The sequence below is a fragment of the Streptomyces sp. P9-2B-2 genome (assembly GCF_030406865.1).
Classification (GTDB): Bacteria; Actinomycetota; Actinomycetes; order Streptomycetales; family Streptomycetaceae; genus Streptomyces; species Streptomyces platensis.
In genome coordinates this window covers 617006-631510 of the sequence record NZ_CP129126.1, presented here as the reverse complement: position 1 = coordinate 631510, position 14505 = coordinate 617006, and the positions used below count along the sequence as shown (strand labels likewise).

15 protein-coding genes and 1 pseudogene are annotated in these 14505 nt (G+C 72.5%); 11 read left to right on the top strand and 5 right to left on the bottom strand.

What is annotated here, in order from left to right:
• Nucleotides 1–131 precede the first annotated feature (131 nt).
• Complete coding sequence (locus QT196_RS02890; RefSeq protein ID WP_290354276.1) at nucleotides 132–890, top strand: PIG-L family deacetylase; 759 nt, start codon at nucleotides 132–134, stop codon at nucleotides 888–890.
• Between the two features lie 189 nt (nucleotides 891–1079).
• Here QT196_RS02890 and QT196_RS02885 read toward each other — a convergent pair whose 3' ends face one another.
• Complete coding sequence (locus QT196_RS02885; protein ID WP_168477253.1) at nucleotides 1080–1589, bottom strand: MarR family transcriptional regulator; 510 nt, start codon at nucleotides 1587–1589, stop codon at nucleotides 1080–1082.
• Nucleotides 1590–1669: 80 nt separating this feature from the next.
• Between QT196_RS02885 and QT196_RS02880 the strand changes: the two genes are divergently transcribed.
• The 7 genes from QT196_RS02880 (at nucleotide 1670) to QT196_RS02850 (ending at nucleotide 7887) form a co-directional block, all read left to right on the top strand.
• Nucleotides 1670–2839 carry a GAF domain-containing SpoIIE family protein phosphatase gene (locus QT196_RS02880; protein ID WP_266735182.1) on the top strand — a complete coding sequence of 390 codons (1170 nt, stop codon included), beginning with the start codon at nucleotides 1670–1672 and terminating at the stop codon, nucleotides 2837–2839.
• A gap of 451 nt (nucleotides 2840–3290) precedes the next feature.
• Nucleotides 3291–4169 (top strand): STAS domain-containing protein, encoded by an 879-nt coding sequence (locus tag QT196_RS02875; RefSeq protein ID WP_290354275.1) that lies wholly within the window; start codon nucleotides 3291–3293, stop codon nucleotides 4167–4169.
• Nucleotides 4166–4582, top strand: coding sequence for an STAS domain-containing protein (locus QT196_RS02870; protein ID WP_168477248.1), 417 nt, complete (start codon nucleotides 4166–4168; stop codon nucleotides 4580–4582). Before QT196_RS02875 ends, QT196_RS02870 begins: the two co-directional genes overlap by 4 nt.
• Before the next feature lie 76 nt (nucleotides 4583–4658).
• Entirely contained in the window at nucleotides 4659–5039 is a 381-nt protein-coding gene (locus QT196_RS02865; RefSeq protein WP_248000995.1) for an anti-sigma regulatory factor, read from the top strand.
• On the top strand, nucleotides 5036–6049 hold the full coding sequence (locus tag QT196_RS02860; RefSeq protein WP_356948456.1) for a SpoIIE family protein phosphatase: 1014 nt from the start codon (nucleotides 5036–5038) through the stop codon (nucleotides 6047–6049). Before QT196_RS02865 ends, QT196_RS02860 begins: the two co-directional genes overlap by 4 nt.
• Complete coding sequence (locus QT196_RS02855) at nucleotides 6046–7365, top strand: SpoIIE family protein phosphatase (protein ID WP_290354273.1); 1320 nt, start codon at nucleotides 6046–6048, stop codon at nucleotides 7363–7365. Before QT196_RS02860 ends, QT196_RS02855 begins: the two co-directional genes overlap by 4 nt.
• A 111-nt stretch (nucleotides 7366–7476) precedes the next feature.
• Entirely contained in the window at nucleotides 7477–7887 is a 411-nt protein-coding gene (locus QT196_RS02850) for an ATP-binding protein (RefSeq protein WP_168477243.1), read from the top strand.
• A gap of 16 nt (nucleotides 7888–7903) precedes the next feature.
• Here the strand turns inward: QT196_RS02850 and QT196_RS02845 are convergent, their stop codons facing one another.
• Nucleotides 7904–8257 (bottom strand): STAS domain-containing protein, encoded by a 354-nt coding sequence (locus QT196_RS02845; protein ID WP_248000994.1) that lies wholly within the window; start codon nucleotides 8255–8257, stop codon nucleotides 7904–7906.
• Nucleotides 8258–8884: 627 nt separating this feature from the next.
• Here QT196_RS02845 and QT196_RS02840 point away from each other — a divergent pair.
• From QT196_RS02840 to QT196_RS02830, 3 genes are all read left to right on the top strand, one after another.
• A complete protein-coding gene (locus QT196_RS02840) occupies nucleotides 8885–10090 on the top strand; it encodes a PP2C family protein-serine/threonine phosphatase (RefSeq protein ID WP_168477241.1) in 1206 nt (401 codons plus the stop codon).
• Between the two features lie 131 nt (nucleotides 10091–10221).
• Entirely contained in the window at nucleotides 10222–10395 is a 174-nt protein-coding gene (locus QT196_RS02835) for a hypothetical protein (RefSeq protein ID WP_085923081.1), read from the top strand.
• Nucleotides 10392–10658, top strand: a complete 267-nt coding sequence (locus QT196_RS02830) for a DUF4190 domain-containing protein (protein WP_168477240.1) — start codon at nucleotides 10392–10394, stop codon at nucleotides 10656–10658. Before QT196_RS02835 ends, QT196_RS02830 begins: the two co-directional genes overlap by 4 nt.
• 42 nt (nucleotides 10659–10700) lie before the next feature.
• On the opposite strand, the gene QT196_RS02825 is transcribed toward QT196_RS02830, so the two are convergent.
• From QT196_RS02825 to QT196_RS02815, 3 genes and pseudogenes are all read right to left on the bottom strand, one after another.
• Nucleotides 10701–13352 (bottom strand): hypothetical protein, encoded by a 2652-nt coding sequence (locus QT196_RS02825; RefSeq protein WP_290354272.1) that lies wholly within the window; start codon nucleotides 13350–13352, stop codon nucleotides 10701–10703.
• A gap of 265 nt (nucleotides 13353–13617) precedes the next feature.
• Nucleotides 13618–14364 carry an SOS response-associated peptidase gene (locus QT196_RS02820; protein WP_168477237.1) on the bottom strand — a complete coding sequence of 249 codons (747 nt, stop codon included), beginning with the start codon at nucleotides 14362–14364 and terminating at the stop codon, nucleotides 13618–13620.
• 29 nt (nucleotides 14365–14393) lie between these two features.
• Nucleotides 14394–14486 (bottom strand): annotated as a pseudogene (locus tag QT196_RS02815) (transcriptional regulator); the annotation flags it as partial.
• Between the last annotated feature and the right edge of the window lie 19 nt (nucleotides 14487–14505).

The following is a 14505-nucleotide window of genomic DNA, read 5'->3' as shown; positions in this document are numbered from 1 at the left end:
CACCCGCGGTCTCGTCGCGCCTCGGACTCCACCTCAACACGACCATCGCGACGACGACGGCTGTACGCTCGATGCCCGGCCGATGAGGTCAGCCGGTATCCGTCGTGGCCGTCACGGAAGGTGGTCTTCCCATGCCCGCGCCGAGCTTGCTCGCGGTCTTCGCGCACCCGGACGACGAGTCGTTGTCGGCGGGCGGAGCGCTCGCCCGTCACGCGGCTGACGGCGCGCGTACCGCGGTCGTCACGGCGACCTGGGCCAACGGCACGCATCGCGCTGAGGAGTTGGCCGAGGCGCTGCGGATCCTCGGCGCGGGCAAGCCGCGGATGCTCGGCTACGCCGACGCGCGGGTGCCGCAATCGGCCCCGGGCTGCGTACGGTTCTGCGAGGCACCGCTCGACGAGGCGGTGGGGCGGCTGGTCACGCACATCCGGGAATTCCGCCCGGACATCATGGTCACCCACGACGCCTATGGCGGGCTGCCGGGCCATCCGGACCACGTACACACCCACCGGGTGACCATGCTGGCTGCCCAGGCGGCCGGACTCGCTCAGCTCTATCCGGACGCCGGTGCCCCCTGGCAGCCCCGTGTCCTCTACTTGGCCACGCACCCGCACTCGGCCGTGCCGGCGCTGAGAAAAGTGACAGGCGCGCGCAAGGCGGTGTACAGCGTTCCGGACGAACAGGTCACCGCAACCGTCGACGTCGGCCCCTGGATCGAGCAGAAGATCGCCGCCGTACTGGCCCATCGCTCCGAGGTGGAGCGGGGCGCCCTGCCGGGTCTGATCGCCGCCCTGCCGCCGGACGCACGGAAGCGGCTCTTCGCCACCGAGTGGTACATCCGCCACACCCCCATCACTGCGGCGGCACCCCAAACGGAGCTGACCGTCTGACGCGCGGGCGGGAGCCCCTGGGCGAGGCCCACCACACCGCGCCCCGTTCGACCGAACGGCCAGTGGCGAACGGCCGGTGGTGAAGGGCCGGTTTGATAGCGTCCCCGTGCGGCGAAGATCCGTTTGTTCCGTCCGCGCAGAGCGTTTCCGGCGGGGGATGTCGGCTCGAGAGGCGGAGTTCAGGTGAGGTCAGGCACTGTCCGCGACGCTGTCGTCCCGGACGGAAGGGCCGCCCTCGTCGGCCGCGCGCCGGGCGAACGCCGCGTGGAAGGCCTCCAGGCCGGCCGCGAGCTTGGCGACATCGGCGGGTTCCATCTGCTCCAGGGTGGCCGTGACGTCTCGGCTCCGTGCCGCGCGGTACTCCTCCAGCAGCACTCTGCCGCGCAAGCTCAGCCTCAGCTCGACCTCGCGCCGGCTCGTCGCGCTGGGGCTCCGTTCGGCGAGGCCCATCGCCTCCAGGCGGTCGCAGAGCCGGCTGACCGCCGGCGGCCGCGAGGCGAGCGCTTCGGCCAGGGTGCGCAGGTTCGTGCCTTCCCGCTTTTCGAGCACGAGGAGTGCGCGGAGCTGGGACGGGGAGACCTCCGCCGAGCGCGCCGCTTCCTGTCCGCGTCCCCACAGAACCTCGAGCAGCTCGGAGGCGGCAAGGGCCGCCGCGCTCGCTTGCTCGCGGGAAGGGGACCGACTGGTGAAACGGGACACACGAACACTCTGTCACCCTGTGCGTCCTGTTGTCAGACCGACCCTGCCCTTGGCGCCGCACGAAGGGGGTCCGCGCAAGCATGACGGATGGCATTGATGTGGGCCGGGCGCTGCGCGCGTCGGCACCACACGCCCTGCTCGACACCGTGCGTGATCACCTCGCCACCGCCTACGGGGCCACTTCGGTGCGCCTGTATCTGACGGACTACGGCGGCACGGTCCTCAGCCCGTGCGACTCCTCCGAGGAAGAGGCCGGACCGCTGCGCATCTCCAGCAGTCCGGAAGGGCGTGCGCTGGGGAGCCAGGAGCGCCGCGCGCAGCAGGTGCCGCACGGTGACGCCATCGACCACCATCTCCCGGTGACGGTGCGGGGCGACCGGATCGGCATTCTGACGGTCCGGCTTCCCGGTGACCGTTCCACCCCCGCGGTCCTGGATGAGCTGAGGCACGTCGTCGACCAGCTGGGGCACGAGATCCTTGTCGCCGAGCGGGACACCGACGTCTATCAGCGGGTACGCCGGATCAGTCGTCTCACCCTGGCGGCCGAGATGCAGTGGCAGTTGCTGCCTGCCCGAGCGTGCACCGCCGCGCGGTACGCCCTCGGTGCCCAGCTGGAGCCCGCCTATGCGGTGCACGGCGACAATTTCGACTGGGCCTCGGACGGCGACGAACTGACCCTCGCCGTCACCAACGGCATGGGGCAGGGCATCGACGCCTCGCTCCTGACCCACCTCGCCGTCAGCGCGCTGCGCAACGCCCGGCGGGCCGGCCTCGGCCTCGCCGATCAGGCGGCGCTGGCCGACCAGGCGGTGTACGACCACTATCGGGGCGCGTCCCACGTTTCGACGCTGCTCGTGCGGGTCGAACTCGCGACGGGGCGGATGGAGGTCATCGACGCGGGGTCGCCGCAGATGTGGCGGCTGCGGGGCAGGACCGTCGAGCGCATCGAGCTGGACAGGCAACTGCCCCTGGGCATGTTCGAGGAGTCGCACTACGCGGCCGAGAGCCTCACGGTCGAGCCGGGGGACCGTCTGGTGTTCGTGAGCGACGGGGTGTACGAGGCGCCTGCGCCGCGCGGCGGAGCGTATGTCGAGGCGGCGCTCGCGCGCGGCCTGCTCGCCACGCGGCTGCTGCCGGCCGCGCTGGTGCCGGGTGCGCTGCTGCGCGATGTGGCCGAATACCGTGCGGCGGAGACGCTGGATGATGCCTTGGTGCTGTGTTTTGACTGGTTCGGCGACAGGCTCGACTGAGCACGGATCGTTGTGCGGCGCTGGGCGGCGTCCTTGAGTTCGCCGCCTTTGTGAGGTCCGCCGCCGGGGCACTCCGTGGGCGGCGCCCTCCGACCCGTAGCCCGGGTCCGTAGCCGCCGACCTGCGGCGGCTCTTCTCGCCGGTCGCCGCTGTGAGATCATCCAGGAGGTGCGGCCCGCGGCCCGCCCACCGGGTCGCCGTACCGCCGGATCCCGGAAAGAGCACGGGTCTCATATCCGGTCTCCGGCCGCAAAACCACCGCACCAATTCGGCCGTCCGGCCATTCCCCGCCTCGGCGGGTGAAGAGGGGGCCCGCGGGTTACCGGGCTTGATCGCGCTCGATAACATTTGCCGGGAGGCAACTATCGACGAGCGCGGCTCGGCCCGGCCGCACCATCGGGCGAGCAGTCCGACGGTCACCACGGGTCGGCCGGACCGAAAGGACAAGCAGTTGGGTTCCGCTGAAGCTGCCGCACGCGAGCGTGTCACGAGCGTGCTGCGCGAAGAGGCCGATGAGATCTCGGACCGTTGGGTGCAGTTGCAGCTGGCGCAGCCGTCGCTGGACGGGGAAGTGAGCGAGGCCGAGCTGGGGGAGGAGGCCGACGCACTCGTCAGCGCCCTGCTGTCCGGTCTGGATCTCGGGCTTCCGGTCGAGCGCGTGGTCACCTCGCACGAGGAGATGCACCGGACGGTGTCCGAGATCTCCATGCGCCGTGCCCGCCGGGGCGTCTCGCCCACCGCGACCTCCCTGGCGGTGCTGTCCCTCAAGGAAGCTCTGCTGGAGGCCGTCCAGCGGCGGACCCGCGAGGGGGACGACCTCTTCCCCAGCGCGGTGCTGATCAACCGCCTGCTGGACAGCGCCGGTGCGCTCTCGTTCGAGACCTTCGTCGAGGGCCGCGAGGAGATCATCCGCCGGCAGAGCCAGCAGCTGCTGGAGGTCTCCACGCCGGTCGTCAGGCTGTGGCGCCAGGTCCTGGCCGTCCCGCTGATCGGCACACTCGACACCGCACGTACTCAGGTGGTGATGGAGAACCTCCTCCAGGCCATCCAGGAGCACGAGGCGCTGGTCGCCATCATCGACATCACCGGCGTGCCCACCGTCGACACCGCTGTCGCCCAGCATCTGATGCACACCGTCAACGCGGTGCGGCTGATGGGCGCGGACTGCGTCATCAGCGGCATCCGGCCGCCCATCGCCCAGACCATCGCGCAGCTCGGCATCGACTTGTCGACGATTCTGACCCGCGCCACCCTCGCCGACGCCCTTGGAGAGGCCGTCAAGCTCACCGAGGCCGCCGCATCGGACCACGCGCCGCTGGAGAAGCGATGAGCGCGCCGGCCTCGGGTGGAGTCCCGATCCTGCGTCTGGGGGACGTGCTGGTCACGGGCCTCCTCAACGAACTCGACGACACGACCGCCGTGGCGTTCACCGAGGAGCTCACCAACCGGATCAGCAGCGACGGAGCCCGTGGTGTGCTCATCGACATCTCCCGCCTGGAGATCGTCGATTCCTTCGTGGCCCGCACGTTGATGGAGCTGACCACCATGGCGCGGCTGCTGGGCGCCCGGGTGATCGTCGCCGGTATGCGGCCGCCGGTCGCCATCACCCTCGTCGAGCTGGGCATCCAGCTCACCGGGGTGGAGACGGCTCTCAACGCCGAGCAAGCGATGGCTGCGATGGGCTGGCATCAGAGCCTGCAACCGTCCGGAGGGGGCCTGGGTGAGTTCCGCCCGGAACACTGACCGCACGGCGGCTCTCGCCCCTACGGCGTCCGACGCCGCCGACCCTGCCGCGCACACGGAGCGGACGGTTCACCACGTGCGCATCGAAGAAGACCTGCTGACCGTCCGCCATGCCGTGCGGGCGGCCACCCTGCGTGCCGGATTCAGCATCGTGGACCAGACCCGGGTGGTCACCGCGGCCAGCGAGCTGGCCCGCAACGCCTACATCCACGGCGGAGGGGGCACCGTCACCATCGACCAGCTGACGCTGCGGGGAAACGCCGGGCTGCGTCTGACGGTCAAGGACGACGGCCCCGGCATCGTGGACACCGACGCGGCGCTGGCCGACGGCTTCACCACCGGCGCGGGACTCGGTCACGGACTGGGGGGCGCCCGGCGCCTGATGAACGACTTCGAACTGCACACCGTGCCCGGACAGGGCACGACCGTGATCGCCACGCGATGGGCGGGGCGGTGACTACCCCCGAGACCCTGCCGACGGCACATGTCGCCGTGGACCACTACAGCGCCGTCCATCTCGCCGCCGAGACCGCCCGTACGGTGGCCGGGCGCTGCCGCCTGCCGGGTGCCCTGCCCGACCAGGCCGCCGTCATCGCCTCGGAACTGGCCAGCAACCTCGCCAAACACGCCAGCAGCGGCTCGCTGTTCATCCAGCCGCTGCCGCTGGGCGGCGGGATGGAGATCGTCGCCGCGGACCGCGGTCCCGGCATCGACGCGCTCCAGCAGTGCCTCGCCGACGGCTTCACCACCAGCAACACCCTCGGGGCCGGGCTGGGCGCCGTGAAGCGGATAGCGACCGCGCTCACCATCCGTACGCAGCCCGGGGCGGGCACCCTCGTCTGCGCCCGCCTCACCGAGCCCGACGCCGCCCACCCGGCCGACCAGGAGGTGGGCGCCATCTGCCTGCCGGCGGACCGCGAGGAGCTCAGCGGCGACGCCTGCGCCGTCGTCGACCAGGGCACCACCCGCACCGCGATCGTGGTCGACGGCCTCGGGCACGGCCCGCAAGCGGCCGAGGCCGCGCAGGCGGCCATACGGTCCTTCCACCGGGCACCGGACCTTCCCCTGCCCGCACTCCTCACCGCCCTCCACCGAGCGCTGCGCCGCACCCGGGGCGCGGCGGTGGGCGTGCTGCGCCTGCACCCCGGCCAAGCGGAGTACAGCGGCATCGGCAACGTACGGGTCCTGACGCTGACTCCGCTCGACGTGGGCCACCGCCTGACCGGCCAGCCCGGTATAGCCGGCCTGAACATGGCGACGCCGCAGGTGCGGTCCTTCCCCGTACCGCCCGGCACCACCGCGGTGCTCCACTCCGACGGCATCGACCAGCGATGGGCCCGGTCACCCTCGGCCTTCGTACACCGGCTGCCGCCGCACCTCCTCGCCGCGTCCCTCGCCCACAGCCACCGCCTCAGCCGCGACGATGCGACCGTGATCGCCGCCCGGCCCAGCCAGAGACTTCCGTGAGCCCCCACACCTTCCACACCCTGCCGAGCCTGCGCCGCGCCGTCCGGGGAATCTGCGAGGCGCACCGGCTTCCGTCCCACAACAGAGCGCGGCTGCTGCTCTCCGTGGCCCGGATGGCCACGGCCGCCCTCGACGCCGGCGGCCAGGTCCGCCTGGAGGCCGTTGAGCGCACCGCGCCCGGGGGAATGACGCTGCTGGCCGTGACGCTGCACGCCGGACCGGCAGCGGCGGCACCGTGCCCCGCCGACTTGCCGCTGCCCGGGCAGGCCACGCCCGAGGGCACCGTGGCCTGGCACCTCCCGCTCAGCCAAGGGGAGGGCCGGCCGCTCTCCGCCGTGCTGCCCGCGCCCCAGGGAGCCGCAACAGCCCTGGCCCGTACCCGCGAGGGCGCGGCCACCGAGGCGTACGAGGCGGAGATCGCGGCGCTCGAAAGCGATCTCGCGGCCGCGCTCGCCCGCGTCGACACCCTCAGCACCGAACTGCACCGGCTCAAGGACGAACTCGCCGAGACCAACAGTGGCGTGCTCGCCCTCTACGTCCAACTGGAGGAACGGGACGAGCAGTTGCGCCGGGCGCACGGCCAGACCCTGCGCGAGCTGGAGGACGCGCTACGGCCCCCGCCGATCACTGTCAGCGGGATGGAACTCGCCGTTCACTACGCGCCGGCCGATACGGACGCACCCACGGGAGGCGACTTCTACGACTGGCTCCTGCTGCCCGACGGCACGGTGCACATCACGGTCGTGGACGCGCTGGGACACGGCGTGCGCAGTACCCGCAGCGCCCTCAACGTCACACACGCCGTGCGCACCCTGGCCCTCGAAGGCCATCCGCTGGAATCCATCGTGGCCCGTACCCACGACATCCTCGTGCCGTTCGACCCCGAAATCATGGCCACCGTCCTGCTTGCCCGGATTCGCCCCGAGACCGGCGCACTGCGTCTGGCCAACGGCAGCCACCCGCCGGCCCTGGTCGTCCGCGCCGACGGGAGCGCCGACTACCTGGAGGTCCGCGGCCGCGGCATCGGATTCCCGCTTCCCGGGAGCGAGTCCGTGCTGGAGGACACCCTGCACGAGGGCGACGTCCTCATGCTCTACACCGACGGCCTGACCGAGAGCCGGCGGGACCCCATCGAGGGCGAGGCGCGCCTGGTCAAGACCGCCCAGGCCCATGTCCGGCGCCCGGTGCGGGAGATCCCCGGCGCCGTCGCGGAGGACATGCACACCGTCATCCTGCACGCGGACGACACGCTCGCCCTGGCCGTCCGCCGGACGCAGAACCCGCAGGTCAAAAGCCCCCTGGCAGGGCAGTCGTGAGCACCGCACCCCGCAGCGGGCCGAAGACACCCTTTTCCGGATCGGCTGTCTGGGTAGACGCGTCTCGGACAGCCGCCGCGAACGGGACCCTACGAGCGGGGGGAGAACGCCATGCAACGCAGGCTAGTGATTGAGGACCATCCGATACAGCTGACGCAGCGGGTCTGCCGTCCAGGCTCCGCGGCCGACGCCCGCGACTTCGCCCGGAGCTTCGCTGCCCTGCTTTACCCCGAGCCACCCGCACTGACCACCGAGAACCTGCTGCTCCTGGTGTCCGAGCTGGTCGCCAACGCGCTGCGGCACGCCGGTGCCGTCACGGCCCTGCGCCTTCGCGCGGACCGCGAGCGGATCGAGGTGTGCGTCGAGGACCCCAGCCCCACGCATCCACAGAAGCGCGATCCCGACCTCACCGGCAGCCAGGGCGGCTTCGGATGGCCCATGGTGCACGCGCTGGCTCTCGACGTCGCGATCCTGCCGGGCTCCGGCGGCGGCAAGACGGTACAGGCGGCCCTGGCGCGCTGAACGCAGCGCTGAAGAGCTAGCCTTCGCGGTCGCCGTCGTGGGCCCCGAGGGGAGCTGCCGGCTCGGCGTCGAGGGCCTTCGCCACGGAGTCGTACAGCGGCAGCACGGTGTCGAGCCCGGTGAGGGTGAAGAGCCGCATCAGGGCGGCGGAGGGGGCCGCGAGGCGCAGGGCCGGGCCCAGTGCGTCGTGCGCCTGGAGCAGGACATTGACCGTGGTGGAGTCGGCGAAGGTGGCCGCTGACAGGTCGACGACGACCAGGGCCGCGCCGTCCTCGGCCGCCTTCCGCAGGACCTCTTCCAGCGGCGCGACGCTGTCGAGATCGAGGGGTCCGGTGACGGCGACGACACGAGCGTCACGCCCCTGCCGCACGGCCACCTCTCCCTCTATCGGTCGGCCTCCACTGGGCTGGGGCACGGTGAACCTCGCTGTAGGGGCTGACGGTTGGAGCAATGCGGTGGCCCGGGCGTTCACACGACCAGGCAACCGGCTCGGACCAGGATAGAAGCGATAGTTGCCGTTTGACAACATTCGCCATAAGGCAACAATCTGTTCTCGTCACAGAACAAGGCGGCTGCGCCTGGCGTGGCTTGGGACGAAAGAGCGGCCTGAGATCCGCTGCACGCTGTCAGAACATGAGCGTGGCCGCCGACGACGCGTGGGCGGTCACCCTCATATGTGAGGGGGAGGAGGCCGCCGCGTGAAACGCATCGAGCCCCGCCTCCACGCCGCGAAACCGTCCGCCGCCGGGCCCGCTGCGCACCGGAAGGGAACGCGGCTGTGACCACAAGGCCCCCTCCTGGCGGGACGACTCCTTACGCACCCCTACGCGCCGCCACCGGTTCAACGGCGCACGGGACTCCCACCCTTCCGCGCTCGCGGCGGTCCGGCCGGCCACGGTAACGGGACACCCCCGACCACCCTGTTCCGTCCTGCGGCGCGGTCCCCGTCAGCCCCCGCCTTTGCCCTCGTCCACGGACGAAGAATGTTTGAGAGACCGTGACTCAGCGTCGTGAGGTAGAACGAGCGCTGCGGGCGTCGGCCCCGCACGCTCTGGTGGACACGCTTCGTGACGTGCTCGCCGAACGCTACGGAGCGCTCTCCGTGGAGTTGCTGCTCGCGGACCACGGGGCCACGGTGCTCACGCCCTTCGGCGCGGCGGGGGCGGCTGCCGCGCCGGTCCCGGTCGCCAACAGCGCCGAGGGCAGAGCGTTCGACGGCCGGCAGCCCCATCAGCAGACCCGGCACGCAGACATCGTCGAGCACCATCTCCCGGTGACCGTCCGCGGGGAGCGCACCGGCCTGCTCACGGTACGGCTGCCCGCCGAGCGGTCCGTTCCGGACGCCGTCCACGACCTGGTCCACGCGGCCGCTCTGCTCGGCCACGAACTCCTGGTGGCCGAGCGCGACACCGACGTCTACCAGCGGGCGCGGCGCATCGGCCGGTTCACCCTGGCCGCCGAGATGCAGTGGCACCTCCTCCCGGGCCGGGCCTGCGCCGCCGACGAGTACGCCATCGGCGCCCAGCTCGAACCCGCCCACGACACCCACGGCGACAACTACGACTGGGCCTCGGACGCCGACGAGCTGACCCTCGCCGTCACCGACGGCATGGGCACCGGCGTCCATGCCTCGCTGCTCACCCACCTCGCCGTCAACGCGCTGCGCAACGCCCGCCGGGCCGGTATCCGCATCGAGGACCAGGCGGCCCTGGCCGACCAGGCCCTCTACGCCCAACACCGGGGAGCCGCCCACGTCTCCACCCTGCTGCTGCGCTTCGACATCGCGACGGGCCGGGTCCAGGCCGTGGACGCCGGGTCGCCCCAGCTGTGGCGGATGCGGGGCAGAGCGATCGAGCGGATAGAACTCGATCCCCAGATGCCGCTCGGCATGTTCGAGGAGACCCACTACAAGGCGCAGGAATTCGAGGTGCTGTCCGGGGACCGGCTGGTCGTCGTCAGCGACGGTGTGTACGCGGCGCGGTCGCCGCAGGGGGAGACGTACGCCGAGCGTGCCCTGGCCCGGGCCATCCACGCGGGCGGACTGCTCCCGGCCGCCGCCGTACCCCGCGCCGTACTGCGTGACCTGGCCGACTTCCGTGCCGCGGAACCGCTGGACGACTTGCTGGTGCTCTGCGTCGACTGGTTCGGGAAACCCGGAGACCGGCGGTCCAGGCCGACGAGCGCCGGGGACGGCCCCCGTTAGAAGCCGGGGATCCGGGTACGAGGGCCAAGGCACCGCTTCAAGGGCGCAGTTGGTGCCGCCACCGGAGCCCGGAACGCGTCGGCAGCCCGACGCTTCGGCTCCCTGCCGTCCCCGATACGGAAAGGCAGAGCATGCTTTTCTTGGTCGTAGCCCTGTTCCTGTTCGGCGCACTGCTGGGCACCGCGGCGCATGTCCCGGTGCCCGTCACGGTCGCCGCCGGAGTCGCCATCGCGGCCTGGCTGGTGTTCTTCTTCACCAAGGAGCGCCGTAAGGCCGGCCGCACGACGAAGGGAGCCGGCCGATGACCTCCGCCCGGATCCCCCTGAAGACCGGCCCGCATCCGCAGGCCGACCGCATGGCTGTCGCCGCGTTCGTCTGCGGCCTGCTGGGCATCCTGGTGTTCAACATCTTCTTCGGCCCGTGCGCCCTTTTCTTCGGCGCCGCGGCTCTCCACCGCGGCACCATCCGGCGCCTGCGCGCCTACCTGGGCCTGCTGTTCGGCACCGTGGACCTCGTGCTGCTGGCGGTGCTCTCCGCCCACAACGGGACCCTCAGCTGGCACCTCTGAGAGCCGGGCGGCACCGCGCCGCCTCCCGGCCCCGACAGCCCGTCACGTCATGCTGCGCACCGTGTCACGCAGCCGCCGGGCCTCGTCGATCCGCTTCTCGTAGGTGGCCCCGAGCAGCAGCAGGAGCAGACCGGCCGCGGCCACCGGCACCCAGCGGGGCAGGAGACCGAAGACCTGGACCACGGTCGGCGCGAGTTCGTGCAGCCCCACCAGCACGAGCACGCCGCCGCCGACGACCAGCGGTGCCTGGAGCCGCGTGCGGACCCCGACAACGGTGGCGAGCAGTGCCGCCACACCCAGCAGCAGCGGACGCACCCAGTTCTCATCACTCCACATGGCCGCGAGGCTGGGAAGCATGGTCGCGCCCATCCCCGCCCCGTACGCGGCCCAGGAGCCCGTCCCCGGCGTGCTCGTACGGCGGCGGTGGCCGATGAGCAGCGCGGCTGCCGTGATCGGGAGCGTGTACGCCTCGGGGTCGGAGACGCCCGCCAGGGCCAGGCGTACCCAGGAGGAGGCGATCAGCAGACCGGTCCCGACGAGTGCGGCGCGGCGGCGGTCCGGCCGCAGCGCGACGGCCAGGCCCGCGACCCCGGTCACGGCGAGGGCGAGGCTCAGCGCATCGGGGTGAAGTGCCGTCAGGGCGAGGGCGATTGCCGCCAGGGCATACCCGGCGCCTTCCACGGCCGTGGAGACCTGACCACGCCCCGGGATCCGGTGCCAGACCGCCGCGGCACCGGCGGCGGCGACAGCGACCGCGAGTACCGCGAACGCGGTGACATGCCGGGGCAGGCCCGCGGTGGCCCCGGACGCGACCGCCTCGACCCCCAGGGCGAGGACGGCGAAGACACCCGCGACCCGCGCCGTCGCGCGCACAGCGGGCGGGGCGGCCGTGGCCGAAAGGACGTGGGCGAGTACGGCGGCCGACACGACGAAGGTCCCCCACACCACGAGCACGGCGGCCCGGTCGGCCGACGACCACAGCAGGGCGAGCGCGCCGGTGGCGACCAGCACCAGCAGCCGCGGCAGGAGTGCGGCCTCCGGCCTGCGCACGACGTCCACGGCGACGGCGATGGCCGCCACAACGGCGGCCGCCAGCACCCACCCGTACGGCAGCCCCAGCGCCACCGGCAGCAGGAGCACCGCGGGAACGGCGGCCAGCGCCCGGGCGTTGCGCAGCGCGTGCGCCAGCCGGTCCGTGTGCCGGTCAGCGTCATTGACGGCCCGGGCCCGCAGCCCGGCCATGACAGCCAGGACGGCGGCGGACAACCAGAGCACGACCAGCGGCGCGGTCGCGAGCTGCCAGCTCCACTGCGGCGGGTGGCCGCCGCCCCAGAGCACGACGCCGTGGACGACGGGCCGGAGGAGGGCGTGCGCGAGTTCGGGCAGCACCACAACACCGGTCAGCAACAGGGAAGTTGAGGCTGCGGCCAGCTCGCCCAGCGCGGCCGCAGCTCGGGACGGCGGTGTGAAGGGCCCGTCTGCCGCCTCGGCCGTCGGCCCGCCCGTCGCCTCGCCTGTCAGCCCACCAGTCGGCCTGTCCGTCGCCGCGCCCGCAGGCCCGCCTGCAGGCCCGCCCGCCGGGCCGCCTGTCGCCGCCTTCGCCCACCGTCCGCTCCGCGTGCAGGACACCGCCGCCCACGCCGCGAGGAGCGCCGCCGGTGCCGCGTATCCGACCACGGCCCACCCCGCGGGCAGGACATACCGCAAGCCCGCGCCGACGCCCACGATCAAGGCCACGACGGCCACGCCCTCGCTGCCCGCGCGCAGTGCGAACGGCAGAGTGCGGAAGCCGCGGCACAGCGCCGTACCCAGCAGCATCAGCAGCCCCAGCGGCACCCAGGCCCGCAGCACCTCGCCCGACGACGGAGCGACCACCGCGTATCCCACCGCGAGCACCCCGCCCAGCAGCGCCCATCCGCCGCCGACCGCCCTGGCCACTGTGACCAGGGCAATGGCAGCCCGCTCGCCGCCCACCCGCTCGCGGAACCCGGCCTGCCCGGTGGCGTCGCGTGCCGTGAGCGCGTACAGGACCGCGAAGTCCACCGCGGCCGTGACGATCACCGCGGTCGCGTAGTCCGCGGTCGTTCCGCCCAAGGCGGCGGTGCCCAGGAGGCCGGGCAGCCGAGCCATCAGGAATCCCACGGGCAGCGGGAGCCGGAGCCGCTGCCACCAGCCGTAGGCCGCCGCACCCACCGCCGTCAGCGCGGTGAGCACCGCCCAGTAGCCCGCCGTCCCGACGCGGTCCAGGCCGCCGAGTCCGGCCTGCCGGGCGGCATAGCCGTCCAGGAGCACCAGGGCGAGTCCCACCGCGGCCGACGCCTCGGCGGTGGCCGTGAGCTGCCGCCGCCGCAGCGGACGGGGCAGCGCGAGCGCGCACGCCGTCACCGCGAGCAGTACGGCGGCCCGCCCGCCGATCCCCAGCCGGCCCCAGCTCACCACGGTGAACACCAGCGCGGCCACCACCACCAGCACTCCGCCGACGATCAGCAGCGCGGTCCGGGCGGACGGCGCGGAGAACTCCCGCCCCGAGCCGCCCGCCGCCGCGCCGCTCCCGCCCATGGGCGCGATCCCCGGCGCTCCCACAGAGGCGGCCACCGGTATCTCCGTGGGTGCGTCCCGGCGTACCCGCAGCGCGGCGAGCAGCTCGGCGTGCCGCTGCACCAGCCACTGCCTGCGGGTGTCCAGCGCGCTCAACTCTCCCGTGACCTGCCACAACGCGAAGGCATCCGGCCCGGTCAGGGGCAGTCGGCAACGGGTGCACCGAGCGGGCGGAGGCGATCCCAGCGGTATTCCGCAGTCCGGGCACCCCGGCGATTGCATGTGCATGGCGCGAGTATGCGCAGCCCTGTCGGCCACCGGCTTGAGTACGCGTACTCAGTGTCGCTCTGGTGCCCGAGGCTCACTGCTCGCCCTGCCGGCCCGGACACTGCCCTCGTGTTCGGGGCTGAAATGGTGCGCCTCAGGCGTTGCCGGGGTCGTCGGCCGGCTCGGCCAGGAGTTGCGGGCCGTTGTTGCGCACATCGTTGACCGCCGTCGATACCGCGCGGGCGTCGAGATGTCCGGCGGCGGGGGCGGTCAGCAGGGCGCGTAGCTCACCGGCGTCGTCGTGGGCGGGGTCGAGCCAGGCGCTCCAGTCGGCGGGGGCGATGGCGAGCGGCATACGGGGATGGACGCGACCGGCGGCGTCGGTGGCTTCGGTGGTGATGATCGTGCAGGTGGTCCACCACGCCCCCGGAGCGTCGTCCTCGACGGCCGGGTCGCGCCAGAACTCGTACAGCCCGGCCAGCGCCATGACCTGGCTGTCCTCGGGGCTGATGAAGTACGGCTGCTTGTGGGCCTTGGCGGTCTCGGTGGCGGCGACGGTCTGCCACTCGTAGAAGCCGTCCGCGGGCAGCAGACAGCGCCGCTTGGCGAACGCCCGGCGGTAGGCCGGCTTCTCCGCGACGGTCTCCACCCTGGCATTGATCATCTTCGCCCCCGTCTTCAGGCTCTTCGCCCACGACGGCACCAGACCCCAGCGCAACGGCCGCAACTGCCGCGTGATCTCCCCGGTCTCCCGCTCGACCCGCTCCAGCACCGACCACACATCGTCCGTCGGCGCCACATTCCAGCTCGGCTCCAAGGCCCGGTCAGGATCCCAGCGGGGGACATCGAAGACGCTCGCCAGGTCCTGCGGGCTACGGGTGGAGACGAATCGGCCGCACATACCTCTACCTTGCCAGGCGCTCCGCCGGAATCGCCCTCATTCACGGCTTCGATGATCAGGAGCGCCCACTTGTTCGCGACCTCGGAAAAGATCTCCCGCGCCAGCGAGTCCGCGCGGGTCAGATCGGCCTACAAGGCCGCC

Coding starts and splice junctions, on each gene's coding strand:
- QT196_RS02820 (WP_168477237.1), bottom strand. CDS start 14,364: ATGTGCGGCCGATTCGTCTCCACCCGTAGCCCGCAGGACCTGGCGAGC.
- QT196_RS02830 (WP_168477240.1), top strand. CDS start 10,392: ATGACCTCCGCCCGGATCCCCCTGAAGACCGGCCCGCATCCGCAGGCC.
- QT196_RS02870 (WP_168477248.1), top strand. CDS start 4,166: ATGAGCGCGCCGGCCTCGGGTGGAGTCCCGATCCTGCGTCTGGGGGAC.
- QT196_RS02835 (WP_085923081.1), top strand. CDS start 10,222: ATGCTTTTCTTGGTCGTAGCCCTGTTCCTGTTCGGCGCACTGCTGGGC.
- QT196_RS02880 (WP_266735182.1), top strand. CDS start 1,670: ATGACGGATGGCATTGATGTGGGCCGGGCGCTGCGCGCGTCGGCACCA.
- QT196_RS02850 (WP_168477243.1), top strand. CDS start 7,477: ATGCAACGCAGGCTAGTGATTGAGGACCATCCGATACAGCTGACGCAG.
- QT196_RS02890 (WP_290354276.1), top strand. CDS start 132: ATGCCCGCGCCGAGCTTGCTCGCGGTCTTCGCGCACCCGGACGACGAG.